Here is a 22,968-nt window from a genome sequence, read left to right as displayed (position 1 = left end):
AAATGATCAAAAGGCGTATATTGATATCAAATGTGAAAAAAATTGTAACAATTGATTTTGATGATTTGGAGGCCCACTTTGAAAAATAGAGCAAAGCAGCTTGCCGTTCTTGGTATGACAGCTGCCCTTATATTTTCCAATATGAGTATTGATGCTTCAGCGGCATCATCCAATAAGGTAAAAACTGTTCTGCCACAGGCAGGTATAACATATGCGCTTGGCGATAATCAGGTTTCTCTTTCAGCACTTCAGCAGTCTGTTGATGAGAACTCACCAAAGACTGATAATTCCAGCTCAGTAAGTACTAGCAAGGAGGCGAACAGTGAAATTGCTAATTCATCAGCAGTAACTGATGAAACACCGCTGGCATCAACTATTACGGAAAACATTCTTAAAGATATTCAGAGCGCTACAGGCGCAGTAATTAGTAAGAAAGATGGCGCATCTGAAGGTGCTTCTACAGCAGAAGAAGCCGAAGAAGAGCGCTTTAAGAGCCTTGTTATTGCAAAGGTTAATGATTATGTAAATGTCCGCAATCTTCCTAGTGAAGAAGACGGTGAGATAATTGGTAAGTTATATGACAAGTCAGTAGGTACTTTCATAGAAGAGGACAATGGCTGGTACAAGATCAAATCTGGTACAGTTGAAGGTTATGTTAAGGCACAGTACTGCGTAACTGGTGAAGATGCTGTTGAACTTGCCAAGGAAGTTGGAACTAGAATTGCAACAGTTACAACTACAACTCTTAAAGTTAGAAGTGGCCCAGGACTAGATGAAGAGGTCCTCGGACTTGTTCCTATCGAAGACGAACTTGTTGTTGAAGAAGAGCTTGACGGATGGGTTAAGGTTAGTATCGAGGAAGGTGATGGTTATGTATCACTTGACTATGTAACACTTTCCACTGAATTCGTAGAAGCTGAATCAAAGGCAGAAGAGGAAGCCAGACTTGCAAAAGAAAAAGCAGCCAGAGAAGCAGCTCAGGCAGCCGCAAGAAAGGGAACTTCCAAGAATGCTGAATCTTCAGGTACTGCAAGCTACAACTCAGCTAGCTCATATACAACAGATACAAGCTCTATTGGCTCTGCTGTATCACAGTTTGCTCAGCAGTTTGTTGGTAACCCTTATGTATATGGCGGCACATCACTTACAAATGGTGCTGACTGTTCAGGATTCGTAATGAGTGTTTACGCTAACTTCGGTGTAAGCCTTCCTCATTCATCTGGTGCAGACAGAAGCGTAGGTGCAGCTGTAGACGGACTTGCAAATGCTCAGCCTGGTGATATTGTATGTTATTCAGGTCACGTAGCTATCTACATTGGTAATGGACAGATTGTTCATGCATCAACAGCAGCTACAGGTATCAAGATTTCAAACGCTGATTACCGTACAGTACTTGCAGTCAGAAGAATCTTCTAATTCTTATGAATATTGGCCGAATGGTAGTGAGAACTATCATTCGGCTTTTTTATTGTCTTGATGATAATTATTCTTTTCTTGCAATAATCCCACCAGTATAATAAAATAAATAAAACGATTAACCGCAGGTGGGTACTGCGATTTTTTGATGTTAGAGGCAGGAAATTAAAATGATAACCTTAAAAGAGATAGCTAAAGAATGTGGGGTTTCTACAGCTACCGTCTCAAATATTCTTAATGGCAAGAATAAAGTTAGCGAAGAAACTAGAGAAAAAGTAATGGCCGTAGTCAAGGAAAGAGGCTACAAATTAAACTATGTAGCTCAGGGCCTTAGAAAGCAAAAGACTCAGACTATAGGCGTAATAGCAGAGGATATAGTTCAGTTCACTACTCCTGAGATCATCGAGGGCATCATGGAAGTATGTGAAGAAAGGGGCTACAGGACTATAGTTCAGAACCTTCGTCTGTATTCCAGATGGCAGGATCTTTGGTTTGACAATGACAAGATGTATTATTCTGTCATGGATCCAGCGGTTCAGGAGATGGCATCTATCAGAGTGGACGGAATCGTCTATGTTGCAGGCCATGCCCGTAATATTCACAGGTTCCCTAGTGAATATCAGATTCCATCAGTCCTTGCATACGCATATTCTCAGGAAAAAGATGTTCCTTCTGTAGTAATCGATGATGAAGAGGGTGCAAGGCTCATAGTGGAGCACCTTATCAAAAAAGGTCATACTAAGATCGGTGTTATGGCAGGTGAACAGGAAAATATCCATACAAAGCTCAGAGTATTAGGCTATCAGAAAGCTCTTTTTGATGCTGGAATCTTGTACAATCCGGAGCTGATTTGTTACGCAGGTTGGGGCAAGGAGCTTAGCTATGGAGCCGCAGAAAAACTACTGTCTAAGGATATCACAGCAATCTTTTGTATGAGTGATAGAAACGCCGGCGGTGTGTACAAATACCTTTTTGAAAAGGGTAAGCAGGCTGGAAGAGATATATCTATTGTGGGATTTGATGATGAGATGATATCTGATTTTATGACACCGCGCCTCACAACCATGAGAATTGATCGTTTGCAGATTGGCAAAAGTGCCATGGAGCTTCTTTTTGACAAGATGGAAGGCAAGGAAGTGCCTGATGAGATCAAGGTTCCATGTCGTTTGATCGATAGAGAATCAGTTTTGAAACTGTAACAAGCATAGTAAAACGATTAAACATTGTTGAAAGTGCACAATATAATTCAAATATATTCATTATCTATTAACAAAATGTATATTATTTATACGAAATCATGTTGACAACCCATTAGGGTTGTCATATATTTTATTTATCAAGTTAATCGATTAACATAACCGGAAGAAAATTAAATAAGAATTGTTGCTAAATTATGGAGGATGCTATGAAAAAGAAAATTGCTTCTTTATTGCTAAGTGCAACAACTGCAGCCATGGTATTAAGCGGATGTGGCAGTGCAGCAACTGAGACAGGGGAACAGGCTAAGTCACAGGAAAAGACAGAGAGTGCTGATGAGACTGAGGCAACAAGCGAAGGCGGCGACGCAGTAGAGTCAGATAAAGCTGCTCAGGCCATCGCTGATAGAAAGGCAGAAGCTGAGAAGTCAGGAAATTATCAGAAGGTTGTCATTTCTTTCTTTGACTGGACAGGAAGACCAGCAGGTCTTGATAGAGTAAATGAAGCTCTTTGTGCTTACACAGAAGAGACTCTTGGACTTGATGTTGAACTTCAGATCATTGATTCAGCTGCTTATGGAGATGATATGAAACTGATGCTTTCATCTGGTGAGCAGGTAGATATCTTCTCAACATGTATTCTTGGATATAGCTCATCGATCAACAATGGTTATGTTCTTGATCTTGAAGAAGATGGAATGTTTGATGATTACTGCGGCGGTATTAAGGAAAAGGTTCGTCAGGACTATCTTGATGCCTGCAGAGTTGGCGGCGTATTATACGGAACACCTCCAATCAAGGATTACGCTATTGAAACTTGTGCAGTTTGCGTAGGCCAGGAGTACCTCGATGGTATCGGATATGATGTTTCTAAGCTTCCACTTAGTGACCTTGGCTATCCTAAGGCTACATGGGATGACATCAACGAGATCTACAGCCAGTTACATGCAAAATATCCTGATAAGTACGTAATGGCTATCCAGGATAACGAGCTTACACAGGGTAGCTCAGTAGATAACATCGGTGGTGACTACTTTGGAACACTTCTTGATCCTCAGAATTCACTCAAGATTGAAGATGTTTATTCATCAGATATCTTCAAAGAGTGGGCACAGAGAGCATATGATTGGAATCAGGCTGGATACCTTTCACAGGATGCTCTTACAGATACAACTGGTGCATCTGCAAAGGTTAAATCTGGATCATATATGGCTATGATGGCTTGCTGTAAGCCTGGATACAAGACACAGATCTCTGGTGAGTGTGGAAGAGATATGGTTGTATTTGATGTAGGTGAGAGCTTTATGAGTTCTTCATCAATTTCTTCTTTCCCTTGGTGTGTAAATCAGAACACAGAGGACCCTGTAGCTACACTTCAGGTACTCAATGCTCTTTACACAGACTCAACAATCGAGACACTTATGTGCTGGGGACAGGAAGGCAAGGATTTCCAGGTTAACTCTGATGGAACGATCACATATGCTGATGGCGTAGATGCAAACAATTCAGAGTATTATCCAAACGTTCTTTGGCTTATGCCTAACCCATACGTAACATATGTATGGCAGGGAGATCCACTTGATCTTGGTCAGCAGATCTCAGATTTCAACGACAACTGTGCATGTAAGTCAAAGGCTCTTGGCTTTACATGGGACAATTCAGATTATGCTTCTGAGTACACAGCTCTTAAGAATGCTTACGATGAGTATGGACCATCTGTTGTTTATGGCTTTGTAGAACCTGAAAAAGGTATCGCAGATCTTGAGAATGCTCTTAAGGCTGCAGGACTTGATGATTATATGGCTGCCAAGCAGGAAGCTCTTGATGCTTGGGCTAAGGAGAACGGAATCAATTAAAGATGTTAAAAAGCCTCCGATTCTTTCGGGGGCTTTTCTCTTAAGATGAATTACTTGAAAGGGTGATAATATGCCTTCAAAAAAGACTAAACAAAAAAACATTAAAAGATATATTCCACTGTATATCATGGCAGCACCGGGACTGATATATCTTTTTATAAATAATTACCTCCCACTTCCTGGTCTGGTTCTGGCTTTCAAGAAATTTAATGCTAAAAAAGGTATCTTCAGATCAGACTTTGTGGGCTTTAAGAACTTCAAGTATCTCTTTGCTACCAAGGATGCCTTTGTTATCACCAGAAACACTATCGTGTATAATCTGGTATTTATCCTGGTCAACACAATACTTGCAATATTTGTAGCTATTTTGCTGGCTGAACTGACATCCAAGGTTAAAAAGGCATATCAGTCCTTTATTCTTTTGCCATACATGATATCTATGGTAATCGTAAGCTATCTGGTATTTGGATTTCTTTCTACAGAAAATGGATTCATCAATAACTCGATACTTAAGCCTCTTGGCATGGATCCTGTTTCCTGGTACATGGAAAAGAAATACTGGCCATTTATTCTGGTATTTGTAAGTGCCTGGAAGGGAATTGGCTACAACTGTGTTATTTATCTTGCCAGCATTCTTGGAATAGATAGAAATATCTATGAATCAGCATCAATTGACGGTGCTTCCAAGTGGCAGCAGATCTTTCAGATAACCATTCCTCTTTTAAAGACCACTATTATAATGATGACTCTTTTGGCAATAGGAAGAATCTTCTATTCAGATTTTGGACTCTTTTACCAGGTTCCACAGAACCAGGGCGCACTATTTAGTGTTACAAACACAATTGATACCTACGTTTATAGAGGACTTTTGGAGCTTGGCGATATGTCCATGTCTTCTGCGGCTGGTCTGTATCAGTCTATCGTGGGATTTATTCTGGTTTTGGGCTCTAATCTGATAGTAAAAAAGATAGATCCAGAATATGCATTGTTCTAATAAGTAGACAGGAAGGACGATAAAATGAGAACTCGAGAAGAAAGACATTTTCAGATATTTGCTCATATTGTAATGATAATCTTGTCTGCCCTTGCAGTGGTGCCATTTGTGCTTTTGGTTATCTCATCATTTACAGATAATGACACCCTTATTGCCAATGGATATTCTTTTACTCCTGAAAAATGGAGTGTATATGCTTACGAATATATCTTTAAGACAGGTAATTCGGTACTTCATGCGTATGGCATATCTATTATTCTGACAATAGTAGGAACAGCAGTAGCTCTTTCTATTACGACTATGCTGGCTTATGCTCTGTCCAAGCCGGGACTTCCAGGAAGATCTGTACTGTTATTCCTTGTATTTTTTACATTGCTATTTAATGGCGGACTTGTACCAACATACATGGTCTATTCAATCACACTTGGTATCAAAAATACCTTCTGGGCGCTTCTGATACCTGGACTTTTGATGAATGGATTTAACGTACTTCTTATGAAGTCATATTTTTGTAGTAGCATTCCAAATGAAATCTTAGATGCTGCTTATATCGATGGCGCTTCGGAGTTTAAGACTTTCCTTAGTGTTGTGCTTCCGCTTTCAAAGCCTATAGTCGCTACAATAGGTCTTTTCGCAGGAATTGCTTACTGGAATGACTGGATGAATGGCTATATTTATCTGACAAAGAGAACGGACCTTTACTCAGTGCAGAATCTGCTTAACAGGATGATGCAGAATATTCAGTATCTGTCGCAGAACAGTGCTCATATTCAGGATGCTGGAGTAGGTCTTGCCTCCATACCATCTGTTTCCGTCAGAATGGCCATGGCGACTGTAGGCGTTTTACCAATTCTTGTAACTTATCCTTTTATACAGGGCAACTTTGTTAAAGGTATTACACTCGGCGGCGTTAAGGGATAAATAAGGGGTTATATATGAAATTACATATAAATGAAAATCGTAGATTAAGTCACATAGAGCCTGAGATTTATGGCCACTTTAGTGAACATCTGGGAAGATGTATCTATGGTGGGCTTTATGTAGGGGATGATTCGAAGATTGATAATGTCAACGGCATGCGCAGAGACGTTGTTGATGCGTTAAAAGACATTAAGATTCCGGTACTTCGTTGGCCAGGCGGAAACTTTGCTGACGAGTACCACTGGATGGACGGTATAGGTCCAAAGGAAAAGAGAAAGAAAATGATAAATACCCATTGGGGAGGCGTTATTGAGGATAACAGCTTTGGAACCCATGAGTATTTTGAGCTTTGTAAGCAGCTTGGCTGCAAAACTTATGTTAATGGTAATGTTGGAAGCGGAACAGTCAGAGAAATGAGCGAGTGGGTTGAATATATGACCTTTAACGGTGTTTCTCCAATGGCTGACCTTAGAAAAGCAAATGGACATGAGGAAAGCTGGACTGTTGATTATTTTGGCGTTGGCAACGAGAACTGGGGCTGCGGCGGCAATATGACTGCTGACTATTACGGCAATAAATATAGAAATTATCAGACCTATGTTCGTTGCTACAACGGTAATAAGCCTATCAAAAAGGTTTGCTGTGGGCCAAATGCAGATGACTACAAGTGGACAAGAGAAATTCTTGAAACCTGCTATAGACATCCTGCACCTAAGGGAACCCATGGCTTCATGGACGGCTTTTCTGTTCATTACTATGTTGTTGTAAATGATTGGGAACATAAGGGCAGTGCAAAAGAATTCTCAAAAGAAGAATATTATAGGGCTATGCGTAAGGCATATTATATGGATGAGATAATTACTATAAATGACCATATCATGTCTGAGTATGATCCTAAGAAAGAGATCGCTATGCTGGTTGATGAGTGGGGATGCTGGCATGATGTGGAAGAGGGAACTAATCCGGGATTTCTTTATCAGCAAAATTCTATGCGTGATGCTCAGGTTGCTGGCGCTACGCTCAATATTTTTAATAAGCATTCTGACAGAGTTAAGATGGGATGTCTTGCTCAGATAGTAAATGTGCTTCAGTCAGTTATCCTTACTGAGGATGACAAGATGGTACTGACGCCAACCTATCATGTATTTCATATGTACAGACATCACCAGGATGCTGATCTTCTTGAAAGCTATCTTGAAGGCGATGAAAAGATCGGTATAGGTGAGGATGTTGCTTCAAATATTAATGAGTCAGTATCTATTGACAAGGATGGAATAATAACTGTTACTCTAAATAATATTGATGTGGATAAGGATAATATCGTTGAGATTGATCTTAGAGAAAAGGAAGTGGGATCAGTAGAAGGCGCCATTTTGTCTGGCGATATGAAGGATTACAACAGCTTTGATGATCCTGAAAAAGTTGTGGAAAAGAAATTTGAGGGCTTTGAGGCATGTGGAAAAGTCTTAAAGGTGACAATACCACCTTGTAGCCTTGTCACCTTAAGGATTTGCGGAAAGTAAAATTCTCCAATTTGCACATAAAGGAAAAAGTCAACATCAAAAAATAATTTTTTTTTCATACATTGTTCAAAAGTTTTCCACAATCCACAAGTTGCAAATGCAGATTTTTGGACTTATACACGAAGTTATCCACAATGTCCACAAAAAAGGTTAATTACAAATATATTTTACACAATAAAAAGCGATAGATATTTATTTGTGCATTTCTTACAAAAAGCAAAATGAGCTGGATTGAATTGCATATACACTTTCCAAAATGGTATAATATCTTCATAAATAAAAAGTCTTTAGTCAGTGAATTTTAGCTGGCTATGGCGGTAGCAAAGGGGATGATTGCATGAGATTTACTATCGTAGGAAAGAACATTGATGTGACACCCGGATTAAAGGCAGCAGTTGAGGAGAAGATCGGAAAGCTTGAAAAGTATTTCACTCCTGATACAATTGCTAACGTTACACTTAATGTGGACAAGGAAAGGCATAAGATTGAGGTTACCATTCCCGTTAAAGGTAAGATCATTCGTGCTGAGCAGATCAGCAACGACATGTATGTATCTATCGATCTTGTAGAAGAGGTCATTGAGAGACAGCTCAAGAAGTACAAGAGCAAACTTGTTGACAAACAGCAGGCAGAGGCCAGCAACTTCAAGAAAGAGTACATTGACAGCGAGTATATGGATGAGGAAGAGATCAGAATCGAGCGTTTGAAGAAATTCGATCCAAAGCCTATGTATGCTGAGGATGCTTGTGTACAGATGGAACTTCTCGGACATAATTTCTTTGTATTTGTTAATGCAGAGACAGATCAGGTAAACGTAGTATATAAGAGAAAAGGCAATACTTACGGACTGATCGAGCCTGAAAATTAAATACTGTTAAAAAAATATCAAATTATTGACTTTTTATAAAATAACTCCCGAAAGGGAGTTATTTTTGTTGCATTTGTCTAAGGTGTATGCTAGAATTAATCTGTTCTGATAAATTTTTATCAATGTGATTATTCGCTGGCTTCCAGCATAGGATAATCTACCAAAAAACATTATGGAGGAATTTAATATGGCACAGAAAGTTGTTATCGCAGGTGCTGTTAGAACAGCCATCGGTAAGATGGGTGGAGCTCTCAGCAATACTCCTGCAGCAGAACTTGGATCTATTGTTATTAAGGAGGCACTTAATCGAGCTGGTGTAAAGCCTGAGCAGGTTGATGAAGTCCTTATGGGATGCGTTATTCAGGCAGGTCTTGGACAGAACGTTGCAAGACAGGCATCAATCAAGGCAGGTCTTCCAATCGAGACTCCTGCAGTTACACTCAACGTAGTTTGCGGTTCTGGTCTTAACTGTGTCAATATGGCAGCTGACCTCATCAAAGCAGGCGAGGCTGATATAGTTGTAGCTGGTGGTATGGAGAACATGTCAATGGCTCCTTACGCACTTCCAAATGCACGTTTCGGATATCGTATGAACAACGGTACAGTTGTAGATACAATGGTAAACGACGCTCTTACAGATGCATTCAATCACTATCACATGATGATCACAGCAGAGAACATCTGCGACAGATGGAACCTTACAAGAGAAGAACTCGATGAGTTCTCAGCTAATTCACAGCAGAAGTGTGAAAAGGCTATGGCAGAAGGTAAGTTCAACGATGAGATTGTTCCTGTTCCTGTAAAGGTTAAGAAGGAAATCGTTGAGTTCAAGACAGACGAGGGTCCTCGTGCTGGTACAACAGCTGAGAGCCTTTCAAAGCTTAAATGCTGCTCTGGTAAAGAGGGCGGTCTTGTTACAGCTGGTAACGCTTCAGGTATCAATGATGGTGCTGCAGCAGTAGTTGTAATGAGCGAAGAGAAGGCTAAGGAACTTGGAATCAAGCCTATGGCTACATGGGTAGGTGGAGCACTTGCTGGTGTTGAGCCTGAGATTATGGGTATCGGACCTGTTGCTGCTACACAGAAGGTTCTTAAGAAGACTGGTCTTTCACTTGACAACATCGATCTTATCGAGGCTAACGAGGCATTTGCAGCTCAGTCAGTTGCAGTTGCTAAGGACCTTGGATTCGATATGAGCAAGGTTAACGTTAACGGTGGTGCTATCGCACTTGGACATCCAGTTGGAGCTTCAGGATGCCGTATTCTTGTTACTCTTCTTCATGAGATGGGTAGAAGAGCTGATGCTAAGAAGGGTCTTGCAACTCTTTGCATCGGTGGCGGAATGGGCTGCGCAACCATTGTGGAGAAGTACGAATAATCTTATAAATAATAGCCTGCTGTGTGTTAGCACGCTGCAGGCTTTATCAACGTAAAGGAGAGAATGATATGAGTTTTGTTAATTGCGAAGTAAAAGACACAATTGCAATCGTAACAATCAATCGTCCAGAGGCGCTCAACGCTCTTAACTCACAGGTTCTTGATGATCTTGAGGCTGCCTTCGACAGCATTGATACTAACGTAGTAAGAGCAGTTGTTCTTACAGGCGCTGGGGACAAGTCATTTGTTGCTGGAGCAGATATCGGAGAGATGAGCACACTTTCTAAGGCAGAGGGAGAAGCTTTTGGTAAGAAGGGAAATGATATTTTCCGTAAGATCGAGCAGTTCCCACTTCCAGTAATTGCTGCTATCAACGGATTTGCACTTGGCGGCGGATGTGAGATCTCAATGAGCTGCGATATTCGTATCTGCTCAGAGAATGCTATGTTTGGTCAGCCAGAGGTTGGTCTTGGAATCACACCTGGATTTGGTGGAACACAGAGACTTGCTCGTCTTATTGGCGCTGGAATGGCTAAGCAGCTTATCTACACAGCACGTAACATCAAGGCTGACGAGGCTTACAGAATTGGTCTTGTAAATGCTGTATATCCACAGGAAGAGCTCCTTGCAGCTGCAGAGAAGATGGCTTCTCAGATCGCTGCTAATGCTCCTATCGCTGTTAGAGCATGCAAGAAGGCAATCAACGATGGTCTTCAGACAGATATCGACAATGCACTTGTAATCGAAGAGAAGCTCTTTGGTTCATGCTTCGAATCAGAAGATCAGAGAGAAGGAATGGCTAACTTCCTTAGAAAGAAAGATGACCCAGCTAAGGTTAAGGTTGTTGCATTCAAGAACGCATAACTTTTTCATAGATAATAAACATTATAGGAGGAATTTAAAATGAAAGTAGCTGTTATTGGCGCAGGTACAATGGGATCAGGAATTGCTCAGACATTTGCTCAGGCTGAGAGCGTAGAGAAAGTATATCTTTGCGATATCAAGACTGAGTTTGCAGAGGGCGGATTTGCTAAGATCAAGAAGGGTCTTGATAAGCAGGTTGCTAAGGGAAAGAAGACTCAGGAGGAAGCTGATAAGATCACAGGTAAGATCCAGACAGGTCTTAACGATATCTGTGCAGATGCTGATCTTGTAGTTGAGGCTGCTCTTGAAGTTATGGATATCAAGAAGAACCTCTTCAAAGAGCTTCAGGAGAACATTGTTAAGAATCCTGATTGCATCTTTGCATCAAACACATCATCTCTTTCAATCACAGAGATCGGTGCAGGCCTTTCAAAGCCTATCATTGGTATGCACTTCTTCAATCCAGCTCCTGTTATGAAGCTCGTTGAAGTTATCCAGGGTGCTAACACACCTGACGACATGGTTGACAAGATCAAGAAGATCTCTGAAGACCTTGGAAAGACACCTGTACAGGTTAACGAAGCTGCAGGTTTCGTAGTAAACAGAATCCTTGTTCCTATGATCAACGAAGGTATCTTCGTATATTCAGAGGGCGTTTCAGATATTCAGGGTATTGACACAGCTATGAAGCTTGGTTGCAATCACCCAATGGGACCACTTGAGCTCGGTGACTACATCGGACTTGATATCGTTCTTGCAATCATGGATGTTCTTTACTCAGAGACAGGTGACAGCAAGTACCGTGCTTGCCCACTCCTTCGTAAGATGGTTCGTGGTAAGAAGCTTGGTGTTAAGACAGGAATCGGATTCTACAACTATGCAGATGGAAACAAGGTTCCTACAGATCGCATGTAATATTTTATTAAATGGAGGAAAATATAATGGATTTTCAGCTTGATCAGCAACATGAAATGGCAAGAGCTCTTTTCAAAGATTTTGCAGAAAAAGAAGTAAAGCCAAACGCAATAGAGGTTGACGAGACAGAGGTATTCCCAATGGAAACCGTTAAGAAGATGCAGAAGTATGGTTTCATGGGTATTCCTATCCCTAAGGAGTATGGCGGACAGGGTTGTGACCCTCTTACATACGTTATGTGTGTAGAGGAGCTTGCAAAGGTTTGTGGTACAACAGCAGTTATCGTATCTGCTCACACATCACTTTGCTGCGATCCTATTCTTACATATGGTACAGAAGAGCAGAAGCAGAAGTACCTTGTACCTCTTGCAAAGGGTGAGAAGCTCGGCGCATTTGGTCTTACAGAGCCTATGGCTGGTACAGATGCTCAGGGCGTTCAGACAAAGGCTGTTCTTACAGAAGATGGTAAAGAGTGGGTTCTTAACGGATCTAAGTGCTTTATCACAAACGGTGAAGTTGCTGATGTTTATATCATCATCGCTTATACAGATATCGTAGAAGACAAGAAGGGTAGAAAGCAGAAGAAGTTCTCAGCATTTATCGTTGAGAAGGGAACTCCTGGATTCACATTCGGTACAAAGGAAAACAAGATGGGTATCCGTGGTTCATCAACATACGAGCTTATCTTCCAGGATTGCCATATCCCAGCAGAGAACCTTCTTGGTGCTCGTGGAAAGGGATTCCCAATTGCTATGCACACTCTTGATGGCGGACGTATTGGTATCGCTGCTCAGGCTCTTGGTATTGCAGAGGGTGCTCTTGACAGAACAGTTGAGTACGTAAAAGAGAGAAAGCAGTTCGGTAGAGCTATCGGCGCTTTCCAGAATACACAGTTCCAGCTTGCTAACATGGCAACACAGTGCGAAGCTGCTAAACTTCTTGTTTACAACGCAGCAGATGCAAAGAAGAAGAAAGATGTTTATTCTGTAGAAGCTGCTAAGGCTAAGCTTTTCGCAGCAGAAGTTGCTATGGATGTTACAACTAAGGCTGTACAGCTCCATGGTGGTTACGGTTACATCAGAGAGTACGAAGTTGAGCGTATGATGCGTGATGCTAAGATCACAGAGATCTACGAAGGAACTTCAGAAGTTCAGAGAATGGTTATCTCTGGTGCACTGTTAAAGTAATCACTTATTTTGAGAATAATAGAAGGAGACAATAAAATGAAAGTTGTAGTTTGCATTAAGCAGGTCCCTGATACAAAGGGCGGCGTTAAGTTCAAACCCGATGGAACATTGGATAGAGGTGCAATGCTTGCTATCATGAACCCTGATGACAAAGCAGGTCTTGAGGCAGCACTTAGATTAAAGGATCAGTATGGCGCAGAGGTTACAGTTCTTACTATGGGACTTCCTAAGGCTGATGCTGTTCTTAGAGAGGCTATGGCAATGGGTGCTGATAAGGCTGTTCTTGTAACAGATAGAGTACTCGGTGGTGCTGATACTTGGGCAACATCTTCAACAATTGCTGGAGCACTTAGAAATCTTGATTATGATCTCATCATCACAGGCCGTCAGGCTATCGATGGTGATACAGCTCAGGTTGGTCCTCAGATTTCTGAGCACCTTCACCTTCCTGTAATCTCATACGCAGAAGAGATTAAGGTTGATGAGAAGGCTGGAACTGTAGAAGTTAAGAGACAGTTCGAGGATAGATATCACATCGTAAAGGCTAAGATGCCTTGTCTTGTAACAGCTCTTTCAGAGCTCAACGAGCCTAGATATATGACTCCTGGCGGAATCTTCGATGCTTTCGACAAGGAAGTTACAGTTTGGGGAAGAGCAGATCTTAAGGATGTTGACGATTCTAACCTTGGTCTTAAGGGATCACCTACACAGATCGCAAAGGCTTCTGATAAGGTTAAGAAGGGTCAGGGTGAAAAGGTTACTCCTGATTCAGCTGACGAAGCAGTTCAGTATATCGTAGGTAAGCTTACAGAGAAGCACGTCATCTAAAATTTGTTTAAGAAAAAGGAGAAAAGTCATGTCTTTAGAAGAATATAAGGGTGTATTTATATTTGCTCAGCAGGTAGACAATGAGCTTTCAAGCATCGCGCTTGAGCTTCTTGGCAAGGCAAAAGATCTTGCTAATGACCTTGATGAGAAAAAAGTAACTGCTGTACTTCTTGGAAGCGATGTTAAGGGTCTTGTTGACAAGCTTGCAGAGTATGGTGCAGATAGAGTAATCGTAGTTGATGATCCAGCACTTAAGGATTACAGAACAGAGCCTTACACACACGCTCTTACATCTGTTATCAATGAGTACAAGCCAGAGATCCTCCTTGTTGGTGCTACAGCAATCGGTAGAGATCTTGGCCCTAGAGTATCATCAAGAGTACATACAGGTCTTACAGCTGACTGTACAAGTCTTGAGATTGGTGATTTCCCTCTTGAGCCATCACCAGCTAGAGAGACCAAGCACAAACAGCTCCTTATGACAAGACCTGCATTCGGTGGTAACACAATCGCTACAATCGCTTGCCCAGACTTCCGTCCTCAGATGGCTACAGTTCGTCCAGGCGTTATGCAGAAGATTGATCCTATTAAGGGTGCTAAGGCTGAGGTTGTTGAGTTCAACCCAGGTTTCGAAGAGAATAACTGCTATACAGAGATCGTTAAGATCGTTAAGGAAGCTTCTTCAGTTGCTGATATCCAGGCTGCAAAGATCCTTGTATCTGGTGGTCGTGGAGTTGGTTCTGCAGAGAACTTCAAGATTCTTGATGACCTTGCAGAGGCTCTTAACGGAACAGTTTCTTGCTCACGTGCCGTTGTAGATTCAGGCTGGAAGCCAAAGGATCTTCAGGTAGGTCAGACAGGTAAGACTGTTCGTCCACAGCTCTACTTCGCAATCGGTATTTCTGGAGCAATCCAGCACGTTGCAGGTATGGAAGAGTCAGATATCATCATCGCTATCAACAAGGATGAGAACGCTCCTATCTTTGATGTAGCTGATTATGGTGTTGTTGGAGATCTTAACAAGATCGTTCCAGCTCTTACAAAGAGCATCAAGGAAGCTCTTGCTTCTAAGAACTAATTTATAGAATTTTTGAGGAGCTCAGGTTTTTGCCTGAGCTCCTTTTTTAGTATATAATTACTAAAGTTAATTTTTAGAAAGTAGGATCAAAATGGATAAGAAGCAAAAGCTACTAGACCTTATTGATAAGGCTGGAAAAGGAAGTATAGAGGCTGCAGAGAAGATTGCAGTTGGATATTATAAAGGCGATTATGGAGAAAAGAATCTTACCAAAGCTAAGAAGTGGGCTTCATATGCTGCAAAGCATGGCAGTGAAGTGGCAGAAGAATTGATGGGAAAACTATAAGGAGCTAATATGAAAAGCATTTTAGATTACGAGACAGTTGCACTTGTAGATGAGGATGATGCCATTGAGATCATAGATCAGACTCTTTTACCAGGTACTATTGAGACTATAAGACTTCATACAGGCAAAGAGATATGGGATGCCATATATCTTTTACAGGTAAGAGGGGCGCCAGCTATTGGTGTTACAGCAGGTTTTGGACTGTATCTACTTATGAAACATTCTAAAACTGGAAACTATGAAGAATTCATGGCGGAGCTTAAGGAAAAGAGTGATTATCTCAATTCTTCAAGACCAACAGCAGTTAATCTTTCATGGGCTCTTAAGCGTATGGAAAGCCATGTAGTTGAGTTTACAGGAGCCGGTAAGTCTTTTGACCTATCAAAAACTATAGAAGAGATGCGTGCAGAATCTGAGAGGATCAAGGCTGAGGATATCGATGTTTGCAAACGTATCGGAGAAAATGGCTTAAAGCTCATAAATGATGGTTATGGTCTTTTGACACATTGCAACGCTGGGCAGCTTGCTACTTGTAAGTATGGAACAGCTACAGCGCCTATGTATCTTGCTCATGAAAAGGGCATGAATATCAAGGTATACTGCGATGAGACAAGACCTCTTTTGCAGGGAGCAAGACTTACAGCCTTTGAGCTTCATTCTGCAGGAATAGATACAACTCTTTTATGCGATAACATGTCTGCTTCTCTTATGAAGACAGGTGCTATAAATGCTATATTTGTAGGATGTGACAGGGTTGCGGCTAATGGTGATGCTGCCAACAAGATTGGTACAAGCGTTGTTGCAACTGTGGCTAAGAGATATGGAATACCTTTCTATGTATGCGCACCAACTTCAACTATCGACATTAACACCAAGACTGGTGATGATATCAATATTGAGCAGCGTAAACCTGAGGAAGTTACAGAGATGTGGTACAAAGAGCGTATGGCTCCAGAAGGCGTTAAGGTATATAACCCTGCCTTTGATGTCACAGACAACGAACTGATCACAGGAATCGTAACTGAGTATGGAGTGCTCAAGGCTCCATATGATGTGGCAATCAGGAAACTCTTCGAAGAACACAAAAATAGCTAAATTTATATCCCCCTAGGGGGCTTGTGAGCCTTGTTTTTCTTGGCTTATACTCATTATGTTGCCAAGGTGTATTTTGTTCATATCCAGACAAATATACACAGAAACTTATATAGCGCGCATATAAGTTTCGAAAACAAGAATTTGAGTACCATGGGGGTAAAAAAGTTATGCATATGGCAGATGCGTTGGTTGCTCCAGCAGTTGCGGGCACCATGTACGTTTTATCAACAGGAACAGCAGGTCTTTCTGTTAAAAAAGTCAGAGAAGAAAATGATCCAAAGAAGATTCCAGTAATGGGAGTTATGGGAGCTTTTGTATTTGCAACACAGATGCTCAACTTCACAATTCCTGGAACAGGCTCTTCGGGACATCTTTGCGGAGGAATGATGCTTTCAGCAATGCTGGGACCTTTCGCTGGATTCTTTACTATGATCGGAGTATTACTGGTACAGTGCCTCTTATTTGCAGACGGAGGATTACTGGCTTTAGGATGTAATATATGGAATATGGCCTTTTACGGGTGCTTTGTTGGAGCGCTTCTGATATGGAAGCCATTCATGAAAAAAGGCGCCTCAAGGGCAAAGATAATCGCAGCATCAATTATAGGATGCGTACTTACACTTCAGATGGGAGCTTTCTCAGTTACTATTGAGACTCTTTTATCAGGTATAACTGAGCTTCCATTCTCAGTTTTTGTAGCTACTATGCAGCCAATTCACCTGGCTATTGGATTTGTTGAGGGACTTATAACAGCTGCAGTACTTGTATTTGTATACGAGGCTAGACCAGAACTGTTATGGGGCGTTGGCTCAGAGACAAAGGCCAAAGAAGGAAAATTGTCATTTAAGAACACTATTGCTGTTATTGCTGTACTTGCAGCTATCTGCGGCGGTATTGTTTCACTTTTTGCTTCTGCATTCCCAGATGGACTTGAGTGGTCTATGGAGCAGGTTGCCGGAACATCAGAGCTTGAGGCAACTGGCGGAGCTTATGAAACAGCAGCAGGTATTCAGGAAACTACATCACTTCTTCCTGATTACGCCTTTTCTAATAGTGAGTCTGTACTCGGCACAAGCTTTTCTGGTATAGTAGGAGCAATAGTAGTTGTCCTTATTACCGTAGGAGCATGCTATGCGTTCAAGTTCTTCAAGAAGAAAGATGCCTTGAACTAATAGCTGATTTATTAAATGAGTTCTATTGAAAAGAATCTAAATGAATTAAGTAAAATTCAAGAAATGCAGCAGCGTTCTCATTGGGTGAATGAACTTCATCCTTTGGGAAAGCTGCTTGTTAGCATTTTATACATAGTTTTAGTGGCATCTATAAACAAGTATGATATCGTTACACTGATCCTTATGTCAGTGTATCTGGTGTTCATATTTGTGGTAGGTGACCTGTCGTTTAGGGATGGGATATACCGAATGAGGCTTGTTTTGCCTTTAGTAATATTCGTTGGTATATTCAATCCTTTTTTTGATAAAACAGTTCTTTTCTATATCGGTAAACTTGGAATAACTACTGGAATGCTTTCTATGGTCACACTTGTGATCAAAGGCTTCTATACAGTGCTTGCAGCCTACAGCCTTATAATAACAACATCTATTGATGACATATGCTATGCGTTTGGTTGTATAAAGATGCCTAAGATAATGATAGTAGTCATTATGCTGATCTACAGATACTTTGGAGTTATGGCTGAGGAAGCAGGCAGGATCACAACAGCTTATAGTTTGAGGGCACCATCACAAAAAGGTATCCACTATAGCGCCTGGGGAACTCTTGTTGGACAGTGGCTGCTTCGAAGTATGGACAGAGCAGAACGAGTATATGAAAGTATGCTTCTTAGAGGCTTTAAAGGGGATTTCAACACAGTCAAAAAGAGGGTTAAGAAAACAGATATTATCTTTCCTGTTGTATGGATTGTGATCTTTATTTTGATCAGGTGGAGAGTTATTTTATGAAGACTGGTATACACGGAGAACTGTTAAAAATTGAAAACTTAAGCTTTACCTATGAAGATGGTAATAACGTACTTCAGGATATAAGTCTGACAGCTAGAGATGGCGAGAGTATAGGCGTAATAGGAGCAAATGGAATCGGCAAGTCAACTCTTATGAAGCTATTAGTGGGGCTTAAGCTTGATTACACAGGTAAGCTCACAGTAGCGGGCCATGAAGTCAATAAAAAGAACTTAAATCATATCAGAGAGCATGTAGGATTTGTTTTTCAAGACTCTGATAGTCAGCTCTTTTTGTCTAAAGTAGAAGATGACGTAGCTTTCGGCCCTCGTAACTATGGGCTTTCAGAGGACGAGGTCCAAAGAAGGGTTACTGAAGCTCTTGAGAAGGTACATGCTACACATATTAGAGATAAGCACACCTATAAGCTTTCTGGCGGCGAAAAAAAGCTTTCCTCTATAGCTACGATCCTTTCCATGGAGCCTGATATCATCATCATGGATGAACCTTCTATCGCCCTTGATCCTAGGAACAGAAGAAATCTGATAGGTATACTTAATGAACTAGATGTTCTTAAGATCATTACCTCTCATGACCTTGATTTCATCATGGATACCTGCAAGAGGACGATTCTTTTGGATGAAGGCCGCATTATTGCTGATGGGGATACTAATACGATATTGCGTGATAAAAAACTTCTGGAAACTCATGGCCTAGAGCTTCCTCTTAGTTTATATACTCGACAAATATAATCAATAAAACGATAAAAAAATATGTAAAAACATTGAGCCTATAGGCTAGTAATGGTAGAATAAAAGTGGTATGAGGTCATAGCGGGCTCTACCACTTCTTTTAATTCACAAAAACGGAGGAAGATATAATATGGCAAGAAAAGTAGTTTTGGCCGGAGCTTGTAGAACAGCTATCGGAACAATGGGTGGAACATTATCAACAACACCAGCACCAGCTCTTGGAGCAATCGTTGTTAAGGAGGCTCTTAAGAGAGCAGGCGTTAAACCAGAGCAGGTTGATGAAGTATACATGGGATGTGTAATCCAGGCAGGACTTGGACAGAACCCAGCTAGACAGGCAGCTATCAATGCAGGTATTCCTGTAGAGGTACCAGCAACAACTATCAACGTACTTTGCGGATCAGGACTTCACTGCGTAAACCTTGCTGCTAAGCTCATTGGAATGGGCGATGCAGACATCATCGTAGCAGGTGGTATGGAGAACATGTCAATGGCTCCTTATCTCATGCAGCAGGGTCGTTATGGATACAGAATGGGTTCAGGCGAGCTTCAGGATGCTATGATCAGGGATGCACTTACAGATGCATTTGGCGGATATCATATGGGTATCACAGCTGAGAACATTGCTGAGCAGTGGCACCTTACAAGAGAGCAGCTTGATGAGTTTGCTGCTTGGTCACAGAACAAGGCTGAAAAGGCTATTGCAGAAGGTAAGTTCAAAGAAGAGATCGTACCTGTAGAGATCAAGACCAAGAAAGGTACTATCGTATTTGATACAGATGAGGGACCAAGAAAGGGCGTTACTGTTGAAGGCATCTCACATCTTAAGCCAGCATTCAAGAAAGATGGCGGCGTAGTTACAGCAGCTAACTCTTCAGGAATCAATGATGCAGCTTCTGCGATCATCGTTATGAGTGAAGAGAAGGCAAAAGAGCTCGGAGTTAAGCCTTTAGGAACATGGATCGCTGGTGAGCTTGCAGGTGTTGAGCCTAGCATCATGGGTATCGGACCTGTAGCTGCTACACAGAAGGTTATGAAGAAGGCAGGATATTCAATCGGTGACTTCGAACTTATAGAAGCAAATGAGGCTTTTGCTGCACAGTCAGTTGCTGTTCAGCACGACCTTGGATTTAGCAATGATGTACTTAATGTTAACGGTGGCGCTATTGCACTTGGACATCCAGTAGGATGCTCAGGAAACAGAATCCTTGTTTCTCTTCTTTACGAGATGCAGAGACGTGACGCACACAAGGGTCTTGCTACTCTTTGCGTAGGCGGCGGAATGGGATGCGCTGCAATAGTAGAGCGCTGATACTTCACTACTTCTTTTGACGGAGGTATGTATGGCAGATCGCTATATTCTTGTTGTTGATGATAATGAGATCAACAGAGGCATTCTGGCAGAGATATTCAAAGAAAAATATAATATCCTTGAAGCTGGAAATGGCGTAGAAGCTATCAAGATGATGGAAGAGAACGAAGGCAAGCTTGCCGCTATCCTTCTTGATATTGTCATGCCAGAAATGGATGGCTACGCTGTTTTGGAGGCTATGACAGAAAAGGATAATTTAAATGAGACTATCCCTGTACTTATGATCACAGCAGATACTTCTACTGAGGCTGAGAGAAACAGTTATCAGAAGGGCGCTGCTGATGTTATCCATAAGCCTTTTGATCCTGTTATCGTTGATAGACGTGTGTCTAGAACAATAGAACTCTATGACCACAAGAATAACCTTGAAACTCAGGTAGACGATCAGACCAGAGTCCTCAAGAAGCAGTATCTGTACCTCAAAAAGCAGGAAGAAAAATTGCAGTCCAGCAATGAGAAAGTCATAGACACTATTGCTACGATTGTTGAATTTAGAAGTATGGAATCAGGATACCACTTAAAGCGTATCAAGGGCTTTGTGCGTATCCTGGCTCTTACTGCTATGAACAATTATCCGGACCTTGGATTGACACCACATCTGATCGATGTAATGACTCAGGCCTCTGCTATGCATGATATAGGTAAGATAGCAGTTCCTGATTCAATCTTGCTAAAGCCAGGCAGGCTTACATCTGAAGAGTTTGAAGTTATGAAATCACACACCACACGAGGTTGTGAGATCATCGAGAGGTTAAAGGATATTCAGGAAAAAGAGTACTATGAGATGTGCCTTGATATCTGTAGACATCACCACGAGAGATGGGATGGCGGCGGTTATCCTGATGGGCTTAGAGGAAAAGAAAATTCTATAGGCGCTCAGCTTACTGCAATTTCTGACGTTTATGACGCCCTTATAAGTGATAGAGTATATAAGTCTGCATATCCTTTGGATAAAGCCTTTGAGATGATCAAAGATGGAGAATGCGGCGTATTTTCACCTGAAGTTCTTGCATGCTTTGAATTTGCAAGACCTGACATGGAAGCACTTGTAAACCAGACCAAAGCTGAGGAAGCGGCAGAAAATGGTGGATATTCACCTTATGAGAAATAATTGTTGACAAAGATATTTGCCGCGAATATAATATAACATGTTGTCGCAAGACATGAGTGCGTGTAGCTCAGCTGGATAGAGCGTCTGGCTACGGACCAGAAGGTCGTGGGTTCGAATCCTGTCACGCACATTTATATGGATGCATCTGATTTCAGATGCATCCTTTTTTTCTATAAAAAAAAGAATGGATATTGTATAATTTAATCTATGATGAAAAAATTTGAATTAATTGCTCCATGCCACTTTGGTCTTGAAGCAGTACTTAAAAAAGAAATAATCGATCTTGGCTATGATATTACTGAGGTTTCGGATGGCAGGATCTCTTTTGCAGGGGATGCTGATGCTGTATGTCGTGCCAATATTGGACTTAGGACAGCTGAGAGAATCCTTATCAAGGTAGGAAGCTTCCACGCTGAGACCTTCGAGGAACTCTATCAGGGTACTAAGTCTCTTCCTTGGGAAGAATTTATTCCTGAGAGAGGAAGATTCTGGGTAAAAAAGGCATCTAGTGTTAAGAGCAAGCTCTTTAGCCCATCAGATATCCAGTCCATCATGAAAAAAGCCATCGTTGAAAAGATGAAGCAGAGCTATCATACAGACTGGTTCAAGGAAGATGCTGAGGATTACCCTATCAGAGTTTTTCTTATGAAGGATGAAGTGACTGTAGCTCTTGATACAACTGGAGATTCATTGCATAAGAGAGGCTATCGTAGGCTCGAATCCAAGGCTCCTATAGCTGAGAACCTTGCTGCAGCTCTTATCATGCTGACACCTTGGCGCGGAGACAGGATACTTGTGGATCCTTTTTGTGGTAGTGGTACATTCCCTATCGAGGCTGCTATGATGGCTGCTAACATTGCACCAGGCATGAATAGACACTTTACAGCTGAGGCTTGGAAGCATCTTATTACTCCTCAGAACTGGACAGACGTACGTGATGAGGCGAGGGACGAGATCATTACTGACATTGAGACAGATATTCAAGGCTATGACCTTGATCCTGAGATGGTTGAGATTGCTAGGATCAATGCCAAGAAAGCTGGCGTAGACCATCTTATCCACTTCCAGGCAAGGGACATTGCAGATCTTAGCCACAGAAAGAAATACGGCTTTATCATCACCAATCCACCATATGGTGAGAGAATCGGTGATCAGAAGGAACTTCCAGCTCTTTATAAGACTATTGGAGAGAGATACAAGGCTCTTGATTCATGGTCTATGTACCTTATTACTGGCTTTGAGCAGGCAGAGAAATACATTGGCAAAAAAGTTGATAAAAACAGAAAGATCTATAACGGCATGATCAGAACTTATTTTTATCAGTACATGGGACCAAAGCCGCCAAAGAGAACAAGTAACTAATTGTAACTT

The 22,968-nt window shown here is 41.4% G+C and carries 21 protein-coding genes and 1 tRNA gene; all 22 read left to right on the top strand.

From position 1 onward, the window contains the following. Positions 1 to 78 precede the first annotated feature (78 nt). The 22 genes from BLS24_RS03930 (at position 79) to BLS24_RS03825 (ending at position 22,959) form a co-directional block, all read left to right on the top strand. Entirely contained in the window at positions 79 to 1,416 is a 1,338-nt protein-coding gene (locus BLS24_RS03930) for a C40 family peptidase (protein WP_242872224.1), read from the top strand. 170 nt (positions 1,417 to 1,586) lie between these two features. After that, the gene (locus BLS24_RS03925; RefSeq protein ID WP_091756315.1) at positions 1,587 to 2,615 is read left to right on the top strand and encodes a LacI family DNA-binding transcriptional regulator; all 1,029 of its coding nucleotides are present in this window, start codon (positions 1,587 to 1,589) and stop codon (positions 2,613 to 2,615) included. Between the two features lie 206 nt (positions 2,616 to 2,821). Next, the gene (locus BLS24_RS03920) at positions 2,822 to 4,468 is read left to right on the top strand and encodes an ABC transporter substrate-binding protein (protein ID WP_176764319.1); all 1,647 of its coding nucleotides are present in this window, start codon (positions 2,822 to 2,824) and stop codon (positions 4,466 to 4,468) included. Positions 4,469 to 4,538: 70 nt separating this feature from the next. Beyond that, positions 4,539 to 5,462 (top strand): ABC transporter permease, encoded by a 924-nt coding sequence (locus BLS24_RS03915; protein ID WP_207647963.1) that lies wholly within the window; start codon positions 4,539 to 4,541, stop codon positions 5,460 to 5,462. Between the two features lie 24 nt (positions 5,463 to 5,486). Beyond that, complete coding sequence (locus tag BLS24_RS03910) at positions 5,487 to 6,383, top strand: carbohydrate ABC transporter permease (RefSeq protein ID WP_091756311.1); 897 nt, start codon at positions 5,487 to 5,489, stop codon at positions 6,381 to 6,383. 14 nt (positions 6,384 to 6,397) lie between these two features. After that, positions 6,398 to 7,906, top strand: coding sequence for an alpha-N-arabinofuranosidase (locus BLS24_RS03905; protein ID WP_091756309.1), 1,509 nt, complete (start codon positions 6,398 to 6,400; stop codon positions 7,904 to 7,906). Positions 7,907 to 8,243: 337 nt separating this feature from the next. Continuing rightward, entirely contained in the window at positions 8,244 to 8,774 is a 531-nt protein-coding gene (hpf, locus tag BLS24_RS03900) for a ribosome hibernation-promoting factor, HPF/YfiA family (protein ID WP_091756307.1), read from the top strand. Between the two features lie 187 nt (positions 8,775 to 8,961). After that, on the top strand, positions 8,962 to 10,152 hold the full coding sequence (locus tag BLS24_RS03895; protein WP_091756305.1) for an acetyl-CoA C-acetyltransferase: 1,191 nt from the start codon (positions 8,962 to 8,964) through the stop codon (positions 10,150 to 10,152). Between the two features lie 68 nt (positions 10,153 to 10,220). Further along, a complete protein-coding gene (locus tag BLS24_RS03890; RefSeq protein WP_091756302.1) occupies positions 10,221 to 11,015 on the top strand; it encodes an enoyl-CoA hydratase-related protein in 795 nt (264 codons plus the stop codon). 39 nt (positions 11,016 to 11,054) lie between these two features. Further along, positions 11,055 to 11,930 carry a 3-hydroxyacyl-CoA dehydrogenase family protein gene (locus tag BLS24_RS03885; RefSeq protein WP_071176872.1) on the top strand — a complete coding sequence of 292 codons (876 nt, stop codon included), beginning with the start codon at positions 11,055 to 11,057 and terminating at the stop codon, positions 11,928 to 11,930. A 26-nt stretch (positions 11,931 to 11,956) separates the two neighbouring features. Then, entirely contained in the window at positions 11,957 to 13,117 is a 1,161-nt protein-coding gene (locus BLS24_RS03880) for an acyl-CoA dehydrogenase (protein WP_071176871.1), read from the top strand. A 36-nt stretch (positions 13,118 to 13,153) separates the two neighbouring features. After that, a complete protein-coding gene (locus BLS24_RS03875; protein WP_071176870.1) occupies positions 13,154 to 13,945 on the top strand; it encodes an electron transfer flavoprotein subunit beta/FixA family protein in 792 nt (263 codons plus the stop codon). Positions 13,946 to 13,973: 28 nt separating this feature from the next. Further along, positions 13,974 to 15,023, top strand: a complete 1,050-nt coding sequence (locus BLS24_RS03870; RefSeq protein WP_072700788.1) for an electron transfer flavoprotein subunit alpha/FixB family protein — start codon at positions 13,974 to 13,976, stop codon at positions 15,021 to 15,023. A gap of 91 nt (positions 15,024 to 15,114) precedes the next feature. Further along, entirely contained in the window at positions 15,115 to 15,309 is a 195-nt protein-coding gene (locus tag BLS24_RS03865) for a hypothetical protein (RefSeq protein ID WP_091756299.1), read from the top strand. A 9-nt stretch (positions 15,310 to 15,318) separates the two neighbouring features. Beyond that, on the top strand, positions 15,319 to 16,404 hold the full coding sequence (gene mtnA / locus BLS24_RS03860; RefSeq protein WP_091756296.1) for an S-methyl-5-thioribose-1-phosphate isomerase: 1,086 nt from the start codon (positions 15,319 to 15,321) through the stop codon (positions 16,402 to 16,404). A gap of 167 nt (positions 16,405 to 16,571) precedes the next feature. Beyond that, a complete protein-coding gene (locus BLS24_RS03855; protein ID WP_091756293.1) occupies positions 16,572 to 17,576 on the top strand; it encodes an energy-coupling factor ABC transporter permease in 1,005 nt (334 codons plus the stop codon). Positions 17,577 to 17,591: 15 nt separating this feature from the next. Next, entirely contained in the window at positions 17,592 to 18,365 is a 774-nt protein-coding gene (gene cbiQ / locus BLS24_RS03850; protein WP_091756291.1) for a cobalt ECF transporter T component CbiQ, read from the top strand. Beyond that, positions 18,362 to 19,114 carry an energy-coupling factor ABC transporter ATP-binding protein gene (locus BLS24_RS03845; RefSeq protein ID WP_091756289.1) on the top strand — a complete coding sequence of 251 codons (753 nt, stop codon included), beginning with the start codon at positions 18,362 to 18,364 and terminating at the stop codon, positions 19,112 to 19,114. Before cbiQ ends, BLS24_RS03845 begins: the two co-directional genes overlap by 4 nt. A 130-nt stretch (positions 19,115 to 19,244) precedes the next feature. Beyond that, positions 19,245 to 20,426, top strand: coding sequence for an acetyl-CoA C-acetyltransferase (locus BLS24_RS03840; protein WP_091756287.1), 1,182 nt, complete (start codon positions 19,245 to 19,247; stop codon positions 20,424 to 20,426). A 31-nt stretch (positions 20,427 to 20,457) separates the two neighbouring features. Then, the gene (locus tag BLS24_RS03835; protein ID WP_091756284.1) at positions 20,458 to 21,597 is read left to right on the top strand and encodes an HD domain-containing phosphohydrolase; all 1,140 of its coding nucleotides are present in this window, start codon (positions 20,458 to 20,460) and stop codon (positions 21,595 to 21,597) included. 56 nt (positions 21,598 to 21,653) lie between these two features. After that, a tRNA-Arg gene (locus tag BLS24_RS03830) sits at positions 21,654 to 21,727 on the top strand. An 80-nt stretch (positions 21,728 to 21,807) separates the two neighbouring features. Further along, positions 21,808 to 22,959 carry a THUMP domain-containing class I SAM-dependent RNA methyltransferase gene (locus BLS24_RS03825; protein ID WP_091756396.1) on the top strand — a complete coding sequence of 384 codons (1,152 nt, stop codon included), beginning with the start codon at positions 21,808 to 21,810 and terminating at the stop codon, positions 22,957 to 22,959. The last annotated feature ends 9 nt before the right edge of the window (positions 22,960 to 22,968 follow it).

The sequence above is a fragment of the Butyrivibrio sp. INlla18 genome (assembly GCF_900103635.1).
Classification (GTDB): Bacteria; Bacillota; Clostridia; order Lachnospirales; family Lachnospiraceae; genus Butyrivibrio.
Note: the sequence above shows the minus strand (reverse complement) of the source record. Positions and strands in the feature narration are given on the sequence as shown.

Excerpts from the sequence above, each read along its gene's own strand:
- BLS24_RS03925 (WP_091756315.1), top strand. The coding sequence starts at position 1,587 with ATGATAACCTTAAAAGAGATAGCTAAAGAATGTGGGGTTTCTACAGCT.
- BLS24_RS03920 (WP_176764319.1), top strand. The coding sequence starts at position 2,822 with ATGAAAAAGAAAATTGCTTCTTTATTGCTAAGTGCAACAACTGCAGCC.
- BLS24_RS03915 (WP_207647963.1), top strand. The coding sequence starts at position 4,539 with ATGCCTTCAAAAAAGACTAAACAAAAAAACATTAAAAGATATATTCCA.
- BLS24_RS03910 (WP_091756311.1), top strand. The coding sequence starts at position 5,487 with ATGAGAACTCGAGAAGAAAGACATTTTCAGATATTTGCTCATATTGTA.
- BLS24_RS03905 (WP_091756309.1), top strand. The coding sequence starts at position 6,398 with ATGAAATTACATATAAATGAAAATCGTAGATTAAGTCACATAGAGCCT.
- hpf (WP_091756307.1), top strand. The coding sequence starts at position 8,244 with ATGAGATTTACTATCGTAGGAAAGAACATTGATGTGACACCCGGATTA.
- BLS24_RS03895 (WP_091756305.1), top strand. The coding sequence starts at position 8,962 with ATGGCACAGAAAGTTGTTATCGCAGGTGCTGTTAGAACAGCCATCGGT.
- BLS24_RS03890 (WP_091756302.1), top strand. The coding sequence starts at position 10,221 with ATGAGTTTTGTTAATTGCGAAGTAAAAGACACAATTGCAATCGTAACA.
- BLS24_RS03885 (WP_071176872.1), top strand. The coding sequence starts at position 11,055 with ATGAAAGTAGCTGTTATTGGCGCAGGTACAATGGGATCAGGAATTGCT.
- BLS24_RS03880 (WP_071176871.1), top strand. The coding sequence starts at position 11,957 with ATGGATTTTCAGCTTGATCAGCAACATGAAATGGCAAGAGCTCTTTTC.
- BLS24_RS03875 (WP_071176870.1), top strand. The coding sequence starts at position 13,154 with ATGAAAGTTGTAGTTTGCATTAAGCAGGTCCCTGATACAAAGGGCGGC.
- BLS24_RS03870 (WP_072700788.1), top strand. The coding sequence starts at position 13,974 with ATGTCTTTAGAAGAATATAAGGGTGTATTTATATTTGCTCAGCAGGTA.
- BLS24_RS03865 (WP_091756299.1), top strand. The coding sequence starts at position 15,115 with ATGGATAAGAAGCAAAAGCTACTAGACCTTATTGATAAGGCTGGAAAA.
- mtnA (WP_091756296.1), top strand. The coding sequence starts at position 15,319 with ATGAAAAGCATTTTAGATTACGAGACAGTTGCACTTGTAGATGAGGAT.
- BLS24_RS03855 (WP_091756293.1), top strand. The coding sequence starts at position 16,572 with ATGCATATGGCAGATGCGTTGGTTGCTCCAGCAGTTGCGGGCACCATG.
- cbiQ (WP_091756291.1), top strand. The coding sequence starts at position 17,592 with ATGAGTTCTATTGAAAAGAATCTAAATGAATTAAGTAAAATTCAAGAA.
- BLS24_RS03845 (WP_091756289.1), top strand. The coding sequence starts at position 18,362 with ATGAAGACTGGTATACACGGAGAACTGTTAAAAATTGAAAACTTAAGC.
- BLS24_RS03840 (WP_091756287.1), top strand. The coding sequence starts at position 19,245 with ATGGCAAGAAAAGTAGTTTTGGCCGGAGCTTGTAGAACAGCTATCGGA.
- BLS24_RS03835 (WP_091756284.1), top strand. The coding sequence starts at position 20,458 with ATGGCAGATCGCTATATTCTTGTTGTTGATGATAATGAGATCAACAGA.
- BLS24_RS03825 (WP_091756396.1), top strand. The coding sequence starts at position 21,808 with ATGAAAAAATTTGAATTAATTGCTCCATGCCACTTTGGTCTTGAAGCA.